The sequence below is a fragment of the Methylobacterium sp. WL69 genome (genome assembly GCF_008039485.1).
In the GTDB taxonomy this organism is placed as follows: Bacteria; Pseudomonadota; Alphaproteobacteria; order Rhizobiales; family Beijerinckiaceae; genus Methylobacterium.
On the sequence record NZ_VRUZ01000033.1, the window covers coordinates 23,081 to 42,655 of the forward strand.

A 19,575-nucleotide genomic window follows, 5' to 3' on the forward strand; every position below is an offset into this window, starting at 1 on the left:
GGCCGGCCCGTTCACAAAAAAAGCCCGGCGGGAAGCCGGGCCTTTTCACGAGTCGGTGAGGAGCCGGGGCGCCCCCGGAGGGACGCCTCGGAGGAGCGCCGGGCTCAGTAGCGGTAGTGGTCGGGCTTGAACGGGCCGGTCTCGGAGACGCCGATATAGGCGGCCTGCTCGGGGCTGAGCTTCGACAGCTTCACGCCGATCTTCTCGAGGTGCAGGAGGGCGACCTTCTCGTCGAGGGCCTTGGGCAGGGTGTAGACCTGCTTCTCGTACTTGCCCGGGTTGGTCCAGAGCTCGATCTGGGCGAGGGTCTGATTCGTGAACGAGGCCGACATCACGAAGGACGGGTGGCCGGTGGCGTTGCCGAGGTTCACCAGGCGCCCCTCCGACAGGAGGATGATGCGGTGGCCGTCGGCGAAGGTGATCTCGTCCACCTGCGGCTTGATGTTGGACCACTTGAGGTTCTTCAGGCCGGCGACCTGGATCTCGTTGTCGAAGTGGCCGATGTTGCACACGATGGCCCGGTCCTTCATCGCCCGCATGTGGTCGAGGGTGATGATGTCCTTGTTGCCGGTGGCGGTCACGAAGATGTCGGCGCGGGGCGCGGCGTCTTCCATGGTGACGACCTCGTAGCCTTCCATGGCGGCCTGGAGGGCGCAGATCGGATCGACCTCCGACACCAGGACGCGGCAGCCGGCGTGGCGCAGCGACGAGGCCGAACCCTTGCCGACATCGCCGAAGCCGGCGACCATGGCGACCTTGCCGGCCATCATCACGTCGGTGCCGCGGCGGATGCCGTCGACGAGGGATTCACGGCAGCCGTAGAGGTTGTCGAACTTCGACTTGGTGACGGCGTCGTTCACGTTGATGGCCGGGAAGAGCAGCTTGCCCTCCTTGGCGAGGTTGTAGAGGCGGTGCACGCCCGTGGTGGTCTCTTCCGAGACGCCCTTGATGGAATCGGCCAGACCCGCGAACCAGCCCTTGGGCTTCTCGGCGAGCTTCTTCTTCAGGAGGGCGAAGAAGATCTCTTCCTCTTCCGATTCCGGCTTGTCGAGGAAGGCGGTGTCGCCGTTCTCGGCGCGCAGGCCGAGGTGCACGAACATGGTGGCGTCGCCGCCGTCGTCCAGAATCATGTTCGGCATGCCGCCGCCGTGCCAGTCGAACAGCTTCGAGGTGTAGTCCCAGTACTCCTCCAGGGTCTCGCCCTTGATGGCGAAGACCGGGATGCCGGCGGCCGCGATGGCGGCGGCGGCGTGGTCCTGGGTCGAGTAGATGTTGCACGAGACCCAGCGGATGTCGGCGCCGAGGGCCGCCAGGGTCTCGATGAGCACGGCCGTCTGGATCGTCATGTGCAGCGAGCCGGCGATCTTCGCGCCCTTCAGGGGCTGCGACGGACCGTACTCCTCGCGCGTCGCCATGAGGCCGGGCATCTCGGTCTCGGCGATGGAGATCTCCTTGCGGCCGTACTCGGCCAGCGCGATGTCCTTGACGATGTAATCCTGAGCCATGGGGGTTCCGTCTCTCCGCTGCGTGTTGGCCGGGGCTATAGCAGGCGACGGGATGCGAGGCAATCAAGACATAAAGATGTCTTTATGCGAGGGGTTCCAAGGTGGCTGGGTGGGGTGGGGTACGGTGGTCGCCTGTTCGGTCGCGGGCGCCATGCCTGCCGACTCGACCCCCATCCGATGACGGCCTTCGCCTAAAGTTCAATCCGGCGGCCGGTGGTCGACATCCGACGCTTGGTACCGGTGTCCGTGGTCGGATGGAGCAGGTTCTCACTAATCAGTTTTCGGATAGAAAAACGCGAAGAGATGGACGCTCATGTTGAAGGCTGCGACAGGCGGCTTTGCTCGACTTCCAAACCTTGGCTCCGGGCGAGAACGCGGACGCGCTGCTCCGTTCGCATTGGTACCGCCTAGGGATCGAACGACTGATTCTGAAAGCGCCCGCACGTTCACGGTCCGACTGCAATCGACTAGTAGTCGATCATAAGCCTTAGCTTTCTCGGGGGCGAAGTCTTTTGCCGAGTAGACGGCCCGCGTCGCCATCGTCCGATAGCCTGAGCTTTATGTATGGTTCGAGATCGAGGTCCCCTAGATGGTCGCGCGGCAGCGCTCCTACATTTAGACAGCAGACATACTGAAATTTCTCGGCTTCGGAGACGCGGCAGGCAAGCTGGAGTGCAAGCCCGTATTGGCGGGGATCAACGTCTGCGAACATGCTGCTGTCGTGGACAAGTGAAAGGAAGCTGCCCCCACGCCGCGCGCGCAACGTCGCAACTACTAGATCGAAGCAGAACACCACCATCTGGTCGACGCCATCGCTGCCCATACGATCGATGGCGAAGCTGAACTGATACCCTTCCCGATTGACGTCAACGCCGAGCTTGCCGGGTACGCCATAAAGGAAGCGAGTGTAATCACCGAAAAGCACGATCGCTTCATCGATCGTGGCGCGTCGATCATCAAGATCTTGCTTCAACAGGGTGCGGGCTTGACTGATATCGCGCGTGAGCTCGTCTTTCCGACGGTCAAACCGCTTGCGATCCTCGATCCTCGCTTTCAAAGCTTCGAGCTTCAGAGTCAGCTCCGAGGCGCCGCGCTGCAGAGCGATAAGGGCATCAAGGGCCCCACTTGACGAGAGCGTCTTCAGGATGGCGCTTTTTACAGCGCTCTCGTGGGCAATTCCAGCGTTTCGAATTTTTATACGATCGTTCAGCCGCGTGATCTCCGCGGCGAGGAATTGCTTTCGGTTGGCGTAGATCTGACGATGAAAGTCAGCCACCTCTTTGAGGCTGCGCAGCGCTTCAGGTCGGAATAAGGCGCCGGCGTCGCGGAGTATCTCGACCGGTTCGTTCGCATCAAACAGCGGCGTTTCCTGGGCGCTCTCCTGATAGTAGGTTAACAGCCGTCCGTCCGCGTGATTGTCGTTCAGGAGCTCGTGGATTTTAGTGTCTACCGCTTGAAGCCGGGTTTCGAGCTCATGATAATCCTCACGCAGATTGAATTCAGAGACCTCCTTTTCCCGCTTAGCGAGCGCCTCCTCAAGTAATACGCGATCCGCTTCTAGGTCACCTATGCTATTCTCATTGTCCGCCTCGGCGGCATTGGCCACCGCCCTCAGCGCAGCATTCACACTGGCGCGGGTTTCCTGAAGCGCATGTAGTTGGCGCTGGATTGGCCAATTGAGGCTCAGCAGGAAGCTCGTATCAATCCGACGCGAAAGACCCGACTGATTTTTGAAGGCCGTCTGCGGTTCAGCGAACGCCTCCTTGCCGAGTCGGATCAGATAGTAGGACAGACTGCGGAAGCTGGGATTGAACTTCATCGGTTCGTCGGGAAGACGAGCCTCGGGCACCAATCGCGCCGACAACGCGTAGCGCCACTCTTCGACACTCATTATCGCCAGATCGCCATCACGCTCGAATTCCAGTGAGAGATCAGCAACGAAGTGCCACGTCACGGATACGATCTTGGGTCTGGCCGTATTCCTATGAACCTCGAAGTAGATATCGCGCTCATTGCATGCGAGGCTGAAGGTCGTATCGTAAAGATCGGGATGCGAAAGCGTCCGCTCTTTCGCGAAGTCACTCCCCAAGCAAAAATGGATGATTCGCAACAAGGTGGTTTTACCAAGCCCGTTGGTGCTCTCCGTCTCCTCAGAATCGGCGTTCGTGTCAGCCAGGACGACGTTCATCGCAACGCCGAACTCAACCTCGCGGAATGTCGGCAGGTCGGACCAGATTTTCGTGATCATCGGTCAGCGCCCGAAGGCTGACCGAGCTTCAAAACCCCTTTGTCGACAAAGATGATCCGGCCCGCGAAGAGCATCGTCAACGCACCAGCGAACCGATCGAAGGTCCTTACTCGGATATCGTGGCGCACACGGTCCCAAAGCGACGAAACTGTGTCGTTGGCACCCAGCGACGCGACGAGAAACGCCGCGACGCCCACGGCTGAATGTTCGACGGGCACATATTTGCTGGGGAGCGCCGACACGGGCCTATTTCTCAAAAATATCGCATATGATGAAGAGATGCGCGATGATGCAAAGGCCTGCCGCCTCGCGCAGCTTATCGCTGCCACCACCGCCGGCGGCTTCATAGAGTTCGTTGAAGATCTCGTCGCCACTTAGACCACGCGATTTTGCTTCTTGGTAACGTGAGGCGAAACCTGCGCTCAGTCGCTCTGGGAACTGAGAATCGAGTTGCGCTGCCTGAATCATCACGTGCTCGACCTCCGCAGACTTCGCAGCGCCCATCGAGAGCAGCATGCTAGTCGCGGCCCCAAGACGGTTCCGGTCGATCTTCTGTTGTGGAGGGATCGCCGCGAACGATATTGCATGCCCTGCCGGTTTTGGCGCGATCAGCGCGCGTGCGGCGACCTCCAACTCCGCGGCGCCAACGCCGCTGATGGATCGAGACAGGGAGTCACCATATTTCTTTTCATGGCGCGTCTTCCAGTCGATCAACATTATCGCTGGATAGGTCTCGTATTGACCGTCGATTTTCACATGATGCGTCGGGCATAAAAGAATCAAATTCGAGACTTGGTTCAGATCCTTCTCCGTCATTCCCTTCTTGCCGCGAGGGCCATCGTCGCTGATCGCATAAATATGCGCGATCTGCCCGACCACCATCGCGTCCGATTTCTCCGTCTGAAGGGCGATGACCGGCTCGTTGCACTCCGGGATTGCGCATTGATTGCCGGAAAGGGCGAACAAAATTTTGATAGTCTTCGATGAGTAATTGCGTTTGGGCTCAACTCCCGCTTTTTTCATCGCACCGCCCATGCAATCGTCCCCCTTATTAGCGAACTAGCGGAAAGCGGCCGCCTCGTCATCCTATGATAGATTCAACTTCGGTTGTTATCGACGATATTGTGGCGGCGAACCGACTATTTCAGTCAGAAGCTACCAGACTGAAAACGGCCACCATCAGTCGCAGAGGCCCAATCAATCAGATCGTGCCGCCCGGAATCTGGCTTTCTGAAAGAGCTTCGGCTCGATTGCAGCCCCCATGAGCGAAGTTCCGTTTTGGACGGCCTGCATGAAGAAAATTCCGCGTGACGCCAATGCCCCGCCGCTCCGCTAATACCCCGCCTAATACCCCAACGCACACCCATCCTTGCGCGGATCGGAGCCGGCGGCGCGGATTCCCGTGGCGGGGTCGATCCAGATGATCTGGCCGCCGCCGATGGGGAGGGGGGCCGGGAGCGTGACGTGGCCGCGGGCCGCGAGGGCGTCGGCGAGGCCCGGGGCGAAGCCGCCTTCGAGTTCGACGCCGCCGCCGTAGGCGAAGCTGCGCGGGGCGTCGAGGGCCTCCTGCACGTCGAGGCCGCGGTCGATGAGGCCGGTGAGCAGTTCGACGTGGCCCATGGCCTGATAGTGCCCGCCCATGACGCCGAACGGGGCCACCACGGCGCCGTCGCGCATGAGCATGCCCGGGATGATGGTGTGCAGCGGGCGTTTGCCCGGACCGATGGTGTTGGGGTGGCCGGGCTCGACCCGGAACGAGAAGCCGCGATTGTGCAGGAGCACGCCGCTCTCCGGCGCGGTGATGCCGCTGCCGAACCCCTGGAAGATCGAGTTGATGAGCGAGATGGCGTTGCCGTCGCGGTCGACCACGCAGAGGTAGACCGTGTCGGTGTGGCGGACCTCCGGCCACAGCACCGGGGCTTGCGCCCGGCCCATGTCGATGGCGCCCCGCGCCGCGGCCCGCCACGCCTCCGACAGCAGGTGCTCCACCGGCACGGCGGCGATTCCGGGATCGGCGAACAGGGCGTCGCGGTGGTGGTAGGCCTGCTTGCACGCCTCGGCGAAGAGGTGGACCCGGTCGGCCTCCGACAGGGCGCCGACGTCGTAGTGCGACAGCACGTTGAGCATCATCAGGGCGGCCAGCCCCTGGCCGCTCGGGGGGCACTCGTAGACGTCGTAGCCGCGGTAGCGCGTGGTGATGGGGGTGACGTATTCGGGCGCGGCGCCCGCGAAATCCGCCAGGGTGTGGAGGCCGCCCAGCGCCCGCAGGCGCCCGACCATGTCCTCGGCCACGGGCCCCTCGTAGAACCCCGCCGGGCCGTGCTCGGCGATGCGCCGCAGGGTGGCGGCGAGCTTGGGGTGGCGCATGAGGGTGCCGACCTTCGGCGCTTCGCCGTCGACGAGGTAGGCGGCGGCCGAGGCCGGATCGGCCCGGAGCTTGTCGCGGTTGCGGGCCCAGTCGAGGGCGACGCGGGGCTGCACGGCGTAGCCGTCCTCGGCGTAGCGAATCGCCGGCTGCAGCAGGTCGGCCAGGGAACGGGTGCCGTGATCGGCGAGCAGCCTCGCCCAGGCCGCCACGGCGCCCGGCACCGTGACGGCGTGGGGCGAGGTCGGCCCGATGGCGAGGCCGCGTTCGAGGTACCAGGCATCGTGGGCGGCGGCCGGGCTGCGGCCCGAGCCGTTGAGGGCGACGGGCGCGCTTGCACCCTTCGGCGTGTACAGCACGAAGCAGTCGCCGCCGATGCCGGTCATGGCCGGCTCGACCACGCCCTGCACGGCCACGGCCGCGATGGCGGCGTCGACGGCGTTGCCCCCGGCCCGCAGGGTCTCCATGGCCACCAGGGACGCGAGGGGGTGGGAGGTCGCCACCGCCGCCTGGGCGGCATGGACGGGCGAGCGCCCCGGCTTCGCGAAATCTCTCACGGCATCGGTCCTTGTTCGGGGGCTTGGTGGTGGGAGATCTGGTCCCGCTCGTGCTTGGGCAACTCTCGCGAGTGTGTCGTGGTCCGGCGGGACAGGGGAGGACGGAAACAGGATGGGTGGAAAGGCCATGGCGGGCAACACCGCGCAGCAGGGCGGTCAGGACCGGGTCGGGGCGATCTGCCGGGCCCTGCGGCGGGCCATCGTCGAGCGGGCCGTGGCCCCCGGCGACCGCCTGCCGGAGGATGCCCTCGGCGAGCGCTTCGGCGTCAGCCGCACCATCGCCCGCCAGGCCCTGGGCCAGCTCGCCGGCGAGGGGCTGGTGGAGCTGCGCCGCAACCGCATCGCCGTCGTGGCGACGCCGGGCTGGGAGGAGGCGCGCGACACCTTCGACATCCGCATCGGCCTCGAACGCCTCGTCGTCGCCCGCCTCGCCGGCCGCCTCGATCCCAACCAGGAAGCCGCCCTGCACGCCCATGTCGACCGCGAGGAGGCGGCCCGGCGCGGCACCGAGCCGGGCTCCATCCGCCTCGCCACGGAGTTCCACCTGCTGCTGGCGCAGATGACCGGCAGCCCCGTGCTGGAGCGCTACGTCGGCGAACTCGGCTACCGCTGCGCCCTCATCCTGTCCCTCTACAGCCGGCCCCACTCGGCCGAATGCGCCGTGGCCGAGCACCGCGCCCTCATCGCGGCCCTCGTGGCGGGCGATGCGGCGCGGGCCACCGCCCTCATGGACCACCACCTCGACGCCGTGGCCGAGCGGGCGCACATCGTCGCCGCCCCGCCCCGCGACGGCGATCTCCTGCGCCGGCTCGCCCCCTACGCCGCGGTCTGATCAGGCGGTGATCCCGCGCGCCGTCAGGAGGCGCTCGGCGCTGTCGTTCCACACCTCCATGGTGACGATCAGACCGTCCCGCACGGTGAAGCGGTCGACGTAGCGGTTGCCCTCGAACGGCGTGCCGTCGGGCCAGGCGCCGTAGAGGGTGCCGAGGCTGTAGACCGTGGTGAATCCGTCCCCCGGCACCACGTCGAGGCGCTCCATGCGCTTCTTCACCCAGGCGTAGCGCCCGGCGTTGAAGGCCGTGACCTCCCGGGGATGCCCGAACCGGCGCCCGCCCGTGAACACGATGGCGATGCCGGGGGCCATGTAGGTCGCCGCCCGCTCGGGGTCCGGCACCATGGAGGCTTCGAGGTAGGCGGTGACGATGGCGGCGTCCCGCGCCGTCCTGTCCGCTCCCTGCCTGTCCGGGTCGTTCGGTCCTGCCGTCATCCCTCGATCTCCTGCGCGTTCCGCCCCTTCTCGCCGCACGCCGCCGGAAGTGCATGCAAAAAGTGTATGCACTTTGGCGAAGTTCGCGGCACGGGCCCCGGAGGGCCGGATCTTTCTTCAACGATACCAACGATTTGATCCATGGCACGGGCGTTGCAGACACTCCAAAAATTCCGCCGGAGACCTGCCCCATGCCCATCCGCCCCCGTCCGTCCCCGACCCGCCGCGCGGCCCTCGGCGTGGCCCTGCTCCTTGGCGTCTCGGGCGTCTCGGGCGTTTCCACGGCCCTGGCCGAGGACCCCATCCGCATCGGCCTCGTCACGGCGCTCAGCGGCCAGTCGGCCAAATCCGGCGAGGCGATCTCGCGGGGCATCGGGCTTGCCATCGACGAGATCAACGCCGCCGGCGGCGTCCTCGGCCGGCCCCTCGAACTCGTGGCGCGGGACGACGAGGCCAACCCGTCGAAGGGCGTGCTCGCCGCCCGCGAACTGATCCAGCGCGTCGGCGTCGTCGCCCTGGTGGGCGGCCTCGACACCCCCGTCTCCATGGCGGTGGTGCCCATCGCCAATCAGATGAAGGTGCCGTTCCTCGGCCCCTGGGCCGCCGGCACCGGCATCACCCGCAACGGCGCGGCCGACAATTACGCCTTCCGGGTCTCGGCCGTGGACGCCCTCGTGGACGAGGCGCTCGTCGCCTACGCGGTCAAGACCCACGGCGCCAAGAAGCCCGGCCTGATCCTGGTCAACAACGCCTGGGGCGAGTCGAACCGGGAGGGCCTCGTCGCGGCCCTCAAGGCGGCGGATCTGCCGAGCGCGGGCATCGAGAAGTACGAGGCCGCCGACGTCGACATGGTGCCCCAGCTCACCCGCCTGAAGGAGGCCGGAGCCGACACCCTGTTCCTCGTCGGCAATGTCGGGCCCTCGGCCCAGGTGGTGAAGTCCCTCGACCGCATGGGCTGGACCGTGCCGGTGGTCTCGCACTGGGGCCCGGCGGGCGGGCGCTTCGACGAGCTCGCCGGCCCCAACGCCGGCAAGGTCCACTTCATCCAGACCTTCACCTTCGCGGGCAACACCGCCCCGAAGGCCCTGGCCGTCCTCGACGCCCTCAAGAAGAAGTATCCCGCCATCAAGTCCATGGCCGACGTGACCCCGGCGGTCGGCATCGCCAACGCGTACGACGCGACCCACCTGCTCGCCCTGGCGATCAAGGCCGCCGGCTCCACCAAGGGGCCGGAGGTCCGCGACGGCTTCTACAAGGTCGCCACCTATCCGGGCCTGATCAAGACCTACGACGCGCCGTTCGCCCCCGGCCGGCACGACGCCCTCGGGCCGAAGGACTACGTCTTCACCCGCTTCCAGAACGGCGAGATCGTCGCCGTGTCGAACTGACGTTCCCGGGATGCTCACCGCAACCCTCGTCACCGGCCTCGGCCTCGGCGCCATGTACGGGCTGATCGCGCTCGGATTCCACATCACCTACGCGGTGTCGGGCACGGTCAACTTCGCGCAGGGGTCGGCCGTGACCCTGGGCGCCGTCCTGGGCTACTGGCTCGGCGTCACCCTCGGCTGGCCGATGCCCCTCGCCGTGCTCCTGGCGCTGGCCGGCTGCGCCCTCCTCGGCGTGGCGGTGGAGCGCCTGCTGGTCAGGCCCTTCGTCGAGCGCGGCTCGGACGCCTGGCTCCTCGCCACCGTGGCGGGCGGCATCATCCTCGACAACACCCTGCTGTTCACCTTCGGCAAGGAGCCGCGCAGCCTGCCCTCCCCCCTGGCGGTGGCGCCCGTGCAGGTCTTCGGCGCCGGGATCTACCCGCTCCAGCTCGTGATCCCGGTCATCGGGGTCGCGGTGGCCGTCGTCATCCGCACGGTGTTCCGCCGGACCGACCTCGGCCGGGTGCTCCTGGCCGTGGCCCAGAACGCCGACGCGGCCCGCCTCATGGGCATCGACGTGCGCCGCACCGTGGCCTGCGCCTTCGCCCTGTCGGCGGTGCTGGCCGGGGTCGCGGGCCTGCTCATCGCGCCCCTGTTCTCCGTCTCGGCCGAGATGGGCGCCCTGTTCGGGATCAAGGCCTTCGCGGTGGCGATCCTCGGCGGCATCGGCTCGGCCACGGGGGTCGTGGTGGCGGGGCTGCTTTACGGGCTGCTGGAAGCCACCGTCACGGCGACGCTGGGCTCCGCCTACACCCAGCTCGTGGTGTTCTCGGTGATCATCCTGGCCCTGGCGCTCCGGCCGGACGGCCTGTTCGGCCGCCGTGCCGTCAACAAGGTCTGACGCCATTCCCGGCTGATCCGTTCGGTCGGCCAAGCGCGGGTCCCCTCTCCTGGAAGGAGAGGGACAGGGTGAGGTGTGCGACTTGTTCGGAGAGTTCGCACACCTCACCCCAACCCTCTCCTTCCAGGAGAGGGAGGTCGGTCGCGTCCATTCAATCCGAGGTGATCAACCGGAGCCCGTATGACGCCATGCGCCACTTGAACGGACCTTGGGCGATGCCGCTCGCCATCCTGACCCTGACGGCCGCGGGCCTCGGCCTCGTCGCCGGCTCCACCGGCTACAGCCACTTCGTCATCGCCCTGGTGGCCCTGACGACGCTGGCCGGCGTCGGCCTCAACGTGCTCCTGGGTCTCACCGGCCTGATCTCCTTCGGCCATGCCGGCTTCTACGCCATCGGCGCCTATGCGAGCGCGGTGCTGACGGGGGCCGGGGTGAGCTTCTGGCTGGCCCTGCCGGCGGCGGCGGCGCTTTCGGGCCTCGTCGGCATCGTCCTGGCGGTTCCGGCCATGCGCGTGAAGGGGCCGTATCTGGCCATGGTCACCATCGCGTTCGGCTTCATCGTCGAGCACGCGCTCATCGAGGGCGGCGCCCTCACGGGCGGCCAGAACGGCCTCGTCGTCACCGGCGGCCCGACCCTGTTCGGCCTGCCCTTCGCCGAGCGCGAACTCGCGATCCTCGCCGTGCTCATGGCCGGGGCCGCCCTCTACGGCTTCCACCGCCTGGCGCGGAGCCGCCTCGGCCGGGCCATGCGCGCCGTGCGCGACGCCGACGTGGCGGCGGCCTCCCTCGGCTTCGATCCCGTGCGGGTGAAGACCCTGGCGTTCGCCGTCTCGGCGGCGCTGACGGGCCTCGCCGGGGCGGTGCTGCCGCCCCTGATGCTGTTCATCGCCCCGAGCTCGTTCCCGTTCTCGCAGTCGATCCTGTTCGTCCTCGCCGTGGTGGTCGGCGGCGCCGGCACCGTGCTCGGCCCCCTGTTCGGGGCGCTGGTCACCGTGCTCCTGCCCGAGACCCTGTCGGGCCTGGCCGAGTACCGGCTGCTGTTCTTCGGCCTCGCCACCCTGGTGGTGCTCTGGCTCGTGCCCGCCGGCCTCGTCGGCAGTGTTTCGCGCCTGATCCCGCGCCGGACGGACGCCAAGGCCACGGGGGAAGCCGATCTCGCCGGTCTCCTGGCCGGCTTCCTCGGGGAGCGGCCCGGCGAGCCCCTGGTGGTGGAGGCCATCGGCATCCGGTTCGGTGGCATCCAGGCGGCCGAGGGCGTGTCGTTCACCGCGGCGCCCGGCGCCGTCACCAGCGTCATCGGCCCCAACGGCGCCGGCAAGACCACGGTGCTCAACATGGTCTCGGGCTTCTACCGCCCGAGCGCCGGCGCCATCCGCCTCGGCAGCCGCGACCTCACGGGCGCCCCGGCCCAGAGCATCGCCCGGGCCGGCATCGCCCGCACCTACCAGACCACGCGGCTGTTCGGGTCGCTGGGCGTCGCCGACAACGTGGCCCTGGCCTTCGCCCCCGGCCGGCTCTGGCGCCGGGCGGGCCGCGACGACCGGGCCACGGCCGCCGGACTCCTCGCCTTCACCGGCTATACCGGCGCCCTCGACCGGCCGGCCGACGAACTGCCCCATGTCGACCGCCGCCTCGTGGAGATCGCCCGGGCGCTCGCCGGCCGGCCCCGGGTGCTCCTCCTCGACGAGCCCGCCGCCGGCCTCACCCGCGCCGACACCGACCGCCTCGGGCATCTCCTGCGCCGGATCGCCGCCTGCGGCGTCGCCGTGATCCTCGTCGAGCACGACATGCCCCTGGTCATGGGCGTCTCCGACCACATCCTCGTCATGGATGCCGGCCGGCCCATCGCGAACGGCGTCCCGGCCGCCATCCGCCACGACCCGGCGGTGATCCGCGCCTATCTGGGGGCGGCCGACACCCCGGCCCGGCCGCGCGCGGCCCCCTGGCAGGGCCCGGCCGACGCCGTGCTCTCCGCCCACGGCCTCACCGCCGGCTACGGCGCCGCCGCCGTGCTGGAGGGCGTGTCCCTGGAGGTCCGCCCCGGCGAGACCGTGGCCCTGCTCGGCGCCAACGGCGCCGGCAAGTCCACGGCCATGCGGGCGCTCGCCGGGCTCCTGCGCCCGGTCACCGGCGGGATCGTCCTGGAGGACCGCGCCGTCGCGGGCCTCCCGGCCCACCGCATCGCCCGCCTCGGCCTCGCCCTGGTGCCCGAGGGCCGGCAGGTGTTTTCGGAGTTGACCGTCGTGGAGAACATCCGGCTGGGCGCCCACGGCCGGGCCGAGCCCATCGATCCGGCCGAGATCGAGGCGCTGCTCACCCGCTTCCCCCGCCTGCGCGACCGGGCGACGAGCCGGGCCGGGCTCCTGTCGGGGGGCGAGCAGCAGATGCTCGCCATCGCCCGCGGGATGATGGCGCGGCCGCGCATCCTGCTCCTCGACGAACCGTCCCTCGGCCTCGCCCCCGCGATGATCAACGCCCTCTACGCCGTGGTGGCCGAACTGCGCGATGCCGGCACCACCATCCTCATCGTCGACCAGATGGCGGCCCTCGCCCTGACCGTGGCCGACCGCGGCTACGTCCTCGAGCAGGGCCGCGTCGTCACCCGCGGCTCGGCCGCCGAACTCGCCGCGGACAAGGGCCTGGAGGCGGCCTATCTCGGCGCGGCGTGAGGTTCGGTCTCCGTCGGGGCGCCGGGGTCGCGCCGTTGCCCGCCCTTCCTGCGTAGGGTAAGGAATATTCCTTACCCTACGTCGGGAGAAGGCCATGGCGACCCGTGTCCACGAGCGGAGCCGGATCACGTCCAAGGGGCAGACGACGGTTCCGAAAGCCGTGCGCCAAGCCCTCGGCGTGAGTTACGGCGGCGAAATCGCCTACGTCGTCGACGACAGCGGCCACGTGAGCCTGCTCGGGGCGGACCGGGAGACGGACCCCGTGATCGACGGGTTCCTCACCTTCCTAGCGCGGGACATGACCCGCAACCCGTCACAGGTCACGGCTTTCCCTGCCGCCCTGGCGGAGCGTATGGCCGCGCTCACGGCCGGGATGACCGTCGACCTCGCCGAGGAGATCGATGGGGCCGTGGCCCTCTGAGCCATGGTCGTCGGCGGCTGGGCGATCTTCGCGCATCCCCTGCTGCTCGATCAGCTCGAGCGGGCGACGGCGGCCGTCGAGGCGGCCAGGGCGGCCGATCCGCAGGGCTATCGGAGCACGGCGCAGGCGAAGCTTTTGGCGATGCTCCGCACCCTGATCTTCGAAACGATCCCGGCCGATCCGACGCGGCCCGAGTATCGCCAGGGTGACACCCTGGGCAGGGCCCGGAAACACTGGTTCCGCGCCAAGTTCGGCAATGGCAGATTTCGGCTTTTCTTCCGCTTCGACAGCCGAGCGAAGGTCATCATCTTCGCCTGGGTGAACGACGAGACCACGTTGCGGACCTACGGCTCGAAGACGGACGCCTATCATGTGTTCAGGGAGATGCTCGCGAAGGGCAACCCGCCGGACGACTGGACGGCCTTGCTCGCGGCGAGTTCCGCGACGCCGGTGGTGGAGCGACTGGACGCAGCCGGACCCGCGTAGACGACATCGCGCGCGAACGGCCGGGCGTTCCGCATCCCGCATGACCCCGAGGTCTCACGGCGGATCGCGAGGCTCGATCCGCACGTAGACGTCCGCGCCGCGGGTGCGGACCGGATAGGTGACGAGGCGGCGAAAATCCCAGCCCGGCGAGACCGTCCCGTCCTCGAGGGCGAACCACGCCAGGTGGCGCGGACAGAACAGCCGTCCCCCGGCGCAGCGGCCGGCGGCGAGGTCGGCCCCCTCGTGCGGGCAGGCCCGCTCCGTGGCGAACAGCTTATCGCCGTCCCGCACCAGCAGGAGGGGCCGCCCGGCCACGAAGACCGGGAGCAGGGCGCGGGCGGCGAGGGCTTCGCGCCCGCAGGCACGGACCCAGACGCCGCCCTCCGGAATCGGCTCACCCGCCGAGATAGGCTTGGCGCACATGGGGGTCGGCGATGAGCGTCGCGCCCGGACCGGAGAGGACGATGCGCCCCGTCTCCAGCAGGTAGGCGTCGTCGCACAGTTCGAGGGCCGCGAAGGCGTTCTGCTCCACGAGGAGGACCGTCGTGCCCGCGTCGCAGATCGCCCGGATCACGGCGAACATGCGCTCGACGATGTTGGGGGCGAGGCCCAGCGACGGCTCGTCGAACAGGACGAGCTTCGGGCGCGCCATCAGGGCCCGGCCGATGGCGAGCATCTGCTGCTCGCCGCCCGAGAGGGTGCCGGCCATCTGGCGGCGGCGCTCGGCGAGGCGGGGGAACTCGCCGTAGACGCGGGCGAGATCGGCCGCGACCCCGGCCGGGTCCCGGCGCAGGTAGGCGCCGAGGGCGAGGTTCTCGGCGACGCTCATCTGCGGAAACACCCGCCGGCCCTCGGGGCAATGGGCGATGCCGTGACCGAGCACCGTGCGCGGGTCGGCGCCGGTGATGTCGCGGCCGGCGAATCGGATGCTGCCGGCCCGCGCCGGGACGAGGCCCGAGATCGCCCGCAGGGTGGTCGACTTGCCGGCGCCGTTGGCCCCGACCAGGGCCACGAGCTGCCCCTCCGCCACGGTGAGGGACAGCCCCTTCAGGGCGGTGACGGTGCCGTAGCCGCAGACGAGGTCCCGGATCTCAAGCATCGCTCGTCTCCCTGGCGGCCCGGGCCGCGTCGCGGGCGGCGCTGCCCTGGCCGAGATAGGCCTCGATGACGGCCGGGTCGGCGCGGATGGCCGCCGGCGGCCCCTCGGCGATGAGGCGGCCGTAATTCAGCACCACGATGCGGTCGGAGACCTCCATCACCATGGGCATGTCGTGCTCGACGAGGAGGATCGTGACGCCGCGGTCGCGGATCGACCGGATCAGGCGGACGAAGACCTGGGTCTCGGAGGCGTTCATGCCCGAGACCGGCTCGTCGAGGAGGAGCATGGCGGGTTCGGTGGCCAGCGCCAGGGCGACGCCGACGAGGCGCTGCTCGCCGTAGGCCAGGGCGCCGGCCTTGTCCTGCGCCCGGGCCGAGAGCCCGACGGTGTCGAGGAGGTCGCGGGCCCGCGCCCGCAGGTCCGCCTCGCCGGCGCGGTCGCGCCCGAGAAGCGTATCGACGAGGCGCGACCGGCCCCGGCGATGGAGGCCGATCATCACGTTGTCGAACACGGTGTCGTCGGGAAACACGCTGGTGCGCTGGAAGGTGCGGCTCAGGCCGAGGCGAACGATCTCGTGGGGCTTCAGGCCCTGGAGGCCCGTCCCGCGGAAGCGGACCTGGCCCTGGCTCGGTTTCAGGAAGCCCGTCATCACGTTGAAGGCCGTGGTCTTGCCGGCCCCGTTCGGGCCGATGAGGCTGACGATCTCGCCGGGATGCACGTCGAAATGCAGGTCGGCGATGGCGGTGAGGCCGCCGAAGCGCACCCCGACATGGTCGACGCAGAGGATCGGGGGGGCGCTCATGACCGGACCTCCACGGCGCGGGGCGCGGGCGCGGGCGCGCGCCGCCACGCGAACAGGCGGGCCAGCCCCGGGACGATGCCGCGGGGCATCACGAACTGGATCGCGATGAGGACGAGGCCGAACACCATCCACTGCGCCTCCGGCACCATGACGGGGCGCAGGGCCACGGGCAGCAGGCCGAAGATCAGGCCGCCGACGATGGGGCCGAGCAGGGTGCCCTTGCCGCCGCCCACCACCATGGTGACCATGGTGACCGTGGTGGAGAACAGGAACACGTCGGGGTCGATGATGCGCAGGTAGTGGGCGTAGAGGCTGCCGGCGGCCCCCGCCATGGCCGCCGAGATCACCGCCGCCAGGGTGAGGGTGCGGGTGGCGTCGATGCCCACCGAGAGGGCGAGGGACTCGTTCTCCTTCAGGCCCCGCATGGCCCGGCCGAAGCGCGAGCCGACGAGGCGGGCGATGAGGGCGTAGCACAGGGTGCCGACCACGAGGACGAGGTAGTAGTTCTGCAGCTTGGTCCGAAGCGTCGTGCTGCCGAGCCCCGGCAGGCCGAGGGTGAAGGGCGGGATGCCCGTGAGCGCCAGGGGGCCTTGCGTCAGCTCCACCCAGTTGAGGGCGACGAGGCGCACCACCTCGGCGAACGAGATGGTCACGATGACGAAGTAGGCGCCGCGCACCCGGAACGACAGGCGCCCGACGAGGTAGCCGCAGGCGGCCGTCGCCAGCACCGCGAGCCCGAATCCCACGGCCGCCGGCCAGGGCTCGTGCACGACGCGAAATCCCCAGAGAATCTCGACGTCGAAGCCCAGGCTGGTGAGGGCGCTGACATAGGCGCCGATGCCGAAGAACGCGATGTGGCCGAGGCTGAGCTGCCCGGTGAAGCCGAGCAGCAGGTTCAGGCTCATGGCCGCGATGGTGACGATGCCCGTCGTGATCAGGGCGTTGAGGAGGTAGGGGTTGTCGCCGAGGGCGAAGGGCAGGGCGACGAGGGCCGCGAGGAGGGCGAGGGCGGGGAGATGCCGATTCAGGAGAGACTGGGTCATCCGATGCGCTCCGCCTTGGCGAAGAGGCCCGTCGGCTTGAAGACCAGCACCGCGATGATGATGAGGAAGCCCATGGCGTCGCGGTAGCCCGACGAGATGTAGCCGGCGCCCAGCTCCTCGGCGAGCGCCAGGATGAAGCCGCCGATGGCCGCCCCGGTGATGCTGCCGAGCCCCCCCAGGATGACGATGGCGAAGGCCTTGAGCTCGGCCATGCCGCCCATCTGCGGGAACACCACGTAGACGGGGCCGAGCAGGGCGCCGGCGGCGGCGGCGAGGCTCGAGCCGATGGCGAAGGTGGCGGTGTAGACCAGCCGCACGTTCACCCCCATCAGGGCGGCGGTGTCGTGGTCCTGGAAGGTCGCCCGCATGGCGAGGCCGAGGCGGGTGCGGTTGATGAGCCCGTAGGTCAGGACGATGAGGGAGGCGGCGGCCCCGAGGACGAACAGGCGCAGCCACGACACCGAGACGGGGCCGAGCTGGAGCGGCGCGTCGGGGAACGGCGTCGGGATCGATTTGGCGACGCCGCCGAACAGCCACAGGGTGCCCGATTGCAGGACGATGCCGGCCCCGATCATCACCAGCATGGTGGTGTCCATGTCCGCGCCGCGCAGGGGCCGCAGGAGCACGCGGTCGAGGACCGCGCCGAGGAGGAATCCGCCGAGGATCGCGGTGGGCAGGGCCGCGAAGAAGCCGAGCCCCAGGGCCGTGACGGCGAGGTACATGACGTAGGCGCCCACCGTGTAGAGGGCGCCGTGGGTGAAGTTCACCACGTTCATGATGCCGAAGATCAGGGTCAGCCCGATGCCTAAGAGGGCGTAGGTCCCGCCCAGGATCAGGGTGTTGAGGAGGTGCTGCAGGAATTCGGTCATGGAGGCCTCGCCGGTGCGGACGGGACCCGGCGGCCCGGGGACGGGCGGCCGGGACAGGTTCGGCGCGGGCTAGAGGTCGGGCACCACGACTTTTCCGGCCTCGATCTTCACGAGGTAGACGTCGGGCTTGCTCTGGCCGCTCTCGGACCCGGCGGGGCCGGCCTTGGCGAAGCGGATGGGGCCGTTGAGGCCGGTGAAATCCACCGACCAGAAGCCCTTCCGGATGGAGGCCGCGTCGGCGGCGCCGCCCTTCTCGATGGCCGCCGCGATGGTGCGGATGCCGTCGTAGCCGCGAAAGCTCTCGGTGACGCCGGCGAACTCGAAGCCGCGCTTCTTCCACTCGGCGATGAAGTAGGCGGTGGCGGCCGGGTTCGGGGTCTTCTCGGGGTACCAGGGCAGGAAGGTGGTCAGGTGCAGGGTGCCCTCGGCGGCGGTGCCCGCCTGGGCGATGATCTGGTCGGGGTTCTGGGAGCCGCCGGTGGTGATGATCCGCTTCTTGAAGCCGAGCGCCGCCATCTGCTTGAACAGCAGGGTGAGCTGATCGACGGCCGCCGTGATCAGGAGGGTGTCGGCATCCGAGCCCTTGAGCTTCGACAGCTGGGCGCTCATGTCCTGCGCGCCCTGGTCCATGGTCTCGACGAGGCCGACGCCGACGCCCTTACCCTTGAGCATCTTGCCGAAATCGGCCGCGGCGCCCCGGCCCCAGTCGTTGTTGATGGCGAGGAAATCGACCTTCTTCAGGCCGAGCCGCTCCACCATCGGGGCGAAAGCCTCGGCCTCCAGGGCCGAGGGCGGCGAGATGCGGAAGACGAAGGGGTTGCCCGAGGTGGTGATCTTGCCCGACGACGAGGTCTCCACCAGCATCGCGGTCTCGTAATCGGCGAGCTTGGGCATCACCGCGAGGGTCAGGCTCGAGCCCCAGGCGCCCATGAGCACCGGGGTCTTGTCGCTGGTGATGAGCTTTTCCGCCACCGCCGCCGCTTCCGTCGGGTTGCTCTTGTTGTCCTCGACGACGAGTTCGAGCTTGCGCCCGAGCACGCCGCCCTTGGCGTTGATCTCGTCGGCGGCGATTTTGGCGCCGTTGACCACGTAGGTGCCCGACGCCGCGAACGGGCCGGTGAGGGGCTCGTTGACGCCGATGCGGATGGCCTGTGTCTGGGCTTGGGCCTGGGCTTGAGCGACGCCCGCCGACAGGACGAAGGCGAGGGTGAGGGCCGGAATCGTGAGGCTGCGCGTCATGGGGGTCTCCAAAGTCGGCGGCGAAGGGCGATGGCGAAGAATCAGGGGCGGCGGGCACCCCGGGCGGCGAGGCGGCGGCGCAGGGGCGCCACGAGGGCGGCGAGGAGCCAGCGCAGGGGGTTGAGGCCGGCGGCCGGCGGCGCCGGGGCGCCGGACAGCCGCGCTTCGAGGTTCGCGGCGAATTCGGCGCCGAGGCGCCCGGCGAGGTCGCGCACGAGGCCCGGCCGGCCGAACTGGGCGAGGGGCCCCTTGAGGGTGTAGCCGACGGCGAGGTCGACCTTCGCCGTGCCGGGGGCCTCCCCCGGCCCGACCCGGTAGCGGATCTCGCCCTGCGTGGCGGAGCGCCCGCCCGCGTCGCTGCCCGCGCCGAGGATGCGTCCGCTGCGGGCCGGCGCGTCGCGAAAAATCCGGGCCCGGCCGCGGAAGCGGGCCGCGATGGGGCCGATCCGCACCTGAAGCGCGCCCTCGACCATCTCCGGGGACGGCCGGCCCGTCAGCACGGCGCCGGGCAGGCAGGTCGCCACGGCCTCGACGTCGCCGAACAGGGCGAAGACGGCGTCGGGCGGGTGTGCCACGGTGAAGGCCTGGTCGAAGCGGTGGGCGGGCACGAAATCGTCGGCGATCTCCAGGACCGGCGCGGGCGCCGCGGCCGTCTCGGTCGCCGGATTCGTCCCGGTCGCCGCGACGGGCCGCAGGGGCGTGCGGGCGGCTTCGGCGGGGGTGCCGAGGCGGGCGCC

At 69.1% G+C, this 19,575-nt stretch carries 19 protein-coding genes; 6 read left to right on the forward strand and 13 right to left on the reverse strand.

What is annotated here, in order from left to right; translation table 11 throughout:
* Positions 1–104 precede the first annotated feature (104 nt).
* From ahcY to ggt, 5 genes are all read right to left on the reverse strand, one after another.
* On the reverse strand, positions 105–1,505 hold the full coding sequence (ahcY, locus tag FV218_RS11375) for an adenosylhomocysteinase (protein ID WP_147709786.1): 1,401 nt from the start codon (positions 1,503–1,505) through the stop codon (positions 105–107).
* A gap of 487 nt (positions 1,506–1,992) precedes the next feature.
* Positions 1,993–3,753: a DUF2326 domain-containing protein gene (locus FV218_RS11380; RefSeq protein WP_147709787.1), complete on the reverse strand. Its 1,761-nt coding sequence runs from the start codon at positions 3,751–3,753 to the stop codon at positions 1,993–1,995.
* Positions 3,750–3,995 (reverse strand): hypothetical protein, encoded by a 246-nt coding sequence (locus FV218_RS11385; protein WP_147709788.1) that lies wholly within the window; start codon positions 3,993–3,995, stop codon positions 3,750–3,752. Before FV218_RS11385 ends, FV218_RS11380 begins: the two co-directional genes overlap by 4 nt.
* A gap of 4 nt (positions 3,996–3,999) precedes the next feature.
* Positions 4,000–4,788 carry an ABC-three component system protein gene (locus tag FV218_RS11390; RefSeq protein ID WP_147709789.1) on the reverse strand — a complete coding sequence of 263 codons (789 nt, stop codon included), beginning with the start codon at positions 4,786–4,788 and terminating at the stop codon, positions 4,000–4,002.
* Between the two features lie 309 nt (positions 4,789–5,097).
* A complete protein-coding gene (gene ggt, locus FV218_RS11395) occupies positions 5,098–6,675 on the reverse strand; it encodes a gamma-glutamyltransferase (protein ID WP_147709790.1) in 1,578 nt (525 codons plus the stop codon).
* Positions 6,676–6,802: 127 nt separating this feature from the next.
* Between ggt and FV218_RS11400 the strand changes: the two genes are divergently transcribed.
* Positions 6,803–7,507 (forward strand): GntR family transcriptional regulator, encoded by a 705-nt coding sequence (locus tag FV218_RS11400; protein ID WP_147709791.1) that lies wholly within the window; start codon positions 6,803–6,805, stop codon positions 7,505–7,507.
* Here the strand turns inward: FV218_RS11400 and FV218_RS11405 are convergent, their stop codons facing one another.
* Positions 7,508–7,942, reverse strand: a complete 435-nt coding sequence (locus FV218_RS11405) for a nuclear transport factor 2 family protein (RefSeq protein WP_147709792.1) — start codon at positions 7,940–7,942, stop codon at positions 7,508–7,510.
* Positions 7,943–8,133: 191 nt separating this feature from the next.
* On the opposite strand from FV218_RS11405, the gene FV218_RS11410 reads away from it, so the two are divergent.
* The 5 genes from FV218_RS11410 (at position 8,134) to FV218_RS11430 (ending at position 13,786) form a co-directional block, all read left to right on the forward strand.
* Complete coding sequence (locus tag FV218_RS11410) at positions 8,134–9,330, forward strand: ABC transporter substrate-binding protein (protein ID WP_147709793.1); 1,197 nt, start codon at positions 8,134–8,136, stop codon at positions 9,328–9,330.
* 10 nt (positions 9,331–9,340) lie between these two features.
* The gene (locus FV218_RS11415; RefSeq protein ID WP_147709794.1) at positions 9,341–10,210 is read left to right on the forward strand and encodes a branched-chain amino acid ABC transporter permease; all 870 of its coding nucleotides are present in this window, start codon (positions 9,341–9,343) and stop codon (positions 10,208–10,210) included.
* A 215-nt stretch (positions 10,211–10,425) separates the two neighbouring features.
* Positions 10,426–12,879, forward strand: a complete 2,454-nt coding sequence (locus FV218_RS11420) for a branched-chain amino acid ABC transporter ATP-binding protein/permease (protein ID WP_246685079.1) — start codon at positions 10,426–10,428, stop codon at positions 12,877–12,879.
* 94 nt (positions 12,880–12,973) lie between these two features.
* A complete protein-coding gene (locus FV218_RS11425; protein ID WP_056090578.1) occupies positions 12,974–13,300 on the forward strand; it encodes a type II toxin-antitoxin system PrlF family antitoxin in 327 nt (108 codons plus the stop codon).
* Between the two features lie 3 nt (positions 13,301–13,303).
* Entirely contained in the window at positions 13,304–13,786 is a 483-nt protein-coding gene (locus FV218_RS11430) for a type II toxin-antitoxin system YhaV family toxin (protein ID WP_147709796.1), read from the forward strand.
* 54 nt (positions 13,787–13,840) lie between these two features.
* Here FV218_RS11430 and FV218_RS11435 read toward each other — a convergent pair whose 3' ends face one another.
* The 7 genes from FV218_RS11435 to FV218_RS11465 form a co-directional block, all read right to left on the reverse strand.
* Positions 13,841–14,209, reverse strand: coding sequence for a Rieske 2Fe-2S domain-containing protein (locus tag FV218_RS11435; RefSeq protein WP_147709797.1), 369 nt, complete (start codon positions 14,207–14,209; stop codon positions 13,841–13,843).
* Positions 14,181–14,885, reverse strand: a complete 705-nt coding sequence (locus FV218_RS11440; RefSeq protein ID WP_056090569.1) for an ABC transporter ATP-binding protein — start codon at positions 14,883–14,885, stop codon at positions 14,181–14,183. The genes FV218_RS11435 and FV218_RS11440 overlap by 29 nt, the downstream gene beginning before the upstream one ends.
* On the reverse strand, positions 14,878–15,687 hold the full coding sequence (locus tag FV218_RS11445; RefSeq protein WP_147709798.1) for an ABC transporter ATP-binding protein: 810 nt from the start codon (positions 15,685–15,687) through the stop codon (positions 14,878–14,880). The genes FV218_RS11440 and FV218_RS11445 overlap by 8 nt, the downstream gene beginning before the upstream one ends.
* Positions 15,684–16,715, reverse strand: a complete 1,032-nt coding sequence (locus FV218_RS11450; protein WP_187273030.1) for a branched-chain amino acid ABC transporter permease — start codon at positions 16,713–16,715, stop codon at positions 15,684–15,686. The genes FV218_RS11445 and FV218_RS11450 overlap by 4 nt, the downstream gene beginning before the upstream one ends.
* Positions 16,716–16,726: 11 nt before the next feature.
* Positions 16,727–17,599 carry a branched-chain amino acid ABC transporter permease gene (locus FV218_RS11455; RefSeq protein WP_147709800.1) on the reverse strand — a complete coding sequence of 291 codons (873 nt, stop codon included), beginning with the start codon at positions 17,597–17,599 and terminating at the stop codon, positions 16,727–16,729.
* 69 nt (positions 17,600–17,668) lie between these two features.
* Complete coding sequence (locus FV218_RS11460) at positions 17,669–18,838, reverse strand: ABC transporter substrate-binding protein (protein WP_147709801.1); 1,170 nt, start codon at positions 18,836–18,838, stop codon at positions 17,669–17,671.
* A 41-nt stretch (positions 18,839–18,879) separates the two neighbouring features.
* On the reverse strand, positions 18,880–19,575 hold a 696-nt coding region (locus FV218_RS11465), incomplete at its 5' end, for an SRPBCC family protein (protein WP_187273029.1).

Excerpts from the sequence above, each read along its gene's own strand:
- FV218_RS11455 (WP_147709800.1), bottom strand. The coding sequence starts at position 17,599 with ATGACCGAATTCCTGCAGCACCTCCTCAACACCCTGATCCTGGGCGGG.
- FV218_RS11460 (WP_147709801.1), bottom strand. The coding sequence starts at position 18,838 with ATGACGCGCAGCCTCACGATTCCGGCCCTCACCCTCGCCTTCGTCCTG.
- FV218_RS11410 (WP_147709793.1), top strand. The coding sequence starts at position 8,134 with ATGCCCATCCGCCCCCGTCCGTCCCCGACCCGCCGCGCGGCCCTCGGC.
- FV218_RS11380 (WP_147709787.1), bottom strand. The coding sequence starts at position 3,753 with ATGATCACGAAAATCTGGTCCGACCTGCCGACATTCCGCGAGGTTGAG.
- FV218_RS11405 (WP_147709792.1), bottom strand. The coding sequence starts at position 7,942 with ATGACGGCAGGACCGAACGACCCGGACAGGCAGGGAGCGGACAGGACG.
- FV218_RS11415 (WP_147709794.1), top strand. The coding sequence starts at position 9,341 with ATGCTCACCGCAACCCTCGTCACCGGCCTCGGCCTCGGCGCCATGTAC.
- FV218_RS11430 (WP_147709796.1), top strand. The coding sequence starts at position 13,304 with ATGGTCGTCGGCGGCTGGGCGATCTTCGCGCATCCCCTGCTGCTCGAT.
- FV218_RS11425 (WP_056090578.1), top strand. The coding sequence starts at position 12,974 with ATGGCGACCCGTGTCCACGAGCGGAGCCGGATCACGTCCAAGGGGCAG.
- FV218_RS11400 (WP_147709791.1), top strand. The coding sequence starts at position 6,803 with ATGGCGGGCAACACCGCGCAGCAGGGCGGTCAGGACCGGGTCGGGGCG.
- FV218_RS11440 (WP_056090569.1), bottom strand. The coding sequence starts at position 14,885 with ATGCTTGAGATCCGGGACCTCGTCTGCGGCTACGGCACCGTCACCGCC.
- FV218_RS11420 (WP_246685079.1), top strand. The coding sequence starts at position 10,426 with ATGCCGCTCGCCATCCTGACCCTGACGGCCGCGGGCCTCGGCCTCGTC.
- FV218_RS11435 (WP_147709797.1), bottom strand. The coding sequence starts at position 14,209 with ATGTGCGCCAAGCCTATCTCGGCGGGTGAGCCGATTCCGGAGGGCGGC.
- FV218_RS11390 (WP_147709789.1), bottom strand. The coding sequence starts at position 4,788 with ATGGGCGGTGCGATGAAAAAAGCGGGAGTTGAGCCCAAACGCAATTAC.
- FV218_RS11445 (WP_147709798.1), bottom strand. The coding sequence starts at position 15,687 with ATGAGCGCCCCCCCGATCCTCTGCGTCGACCATGTCGGGGTGCGCTTC.
- ahcY (WP_147709786.1), bottom strand. The coding sequence starts at position 1,505 with ATGGCTCAGGATTACATCGTCAAGGACATCGCGCTGGCCGAGTACGGC.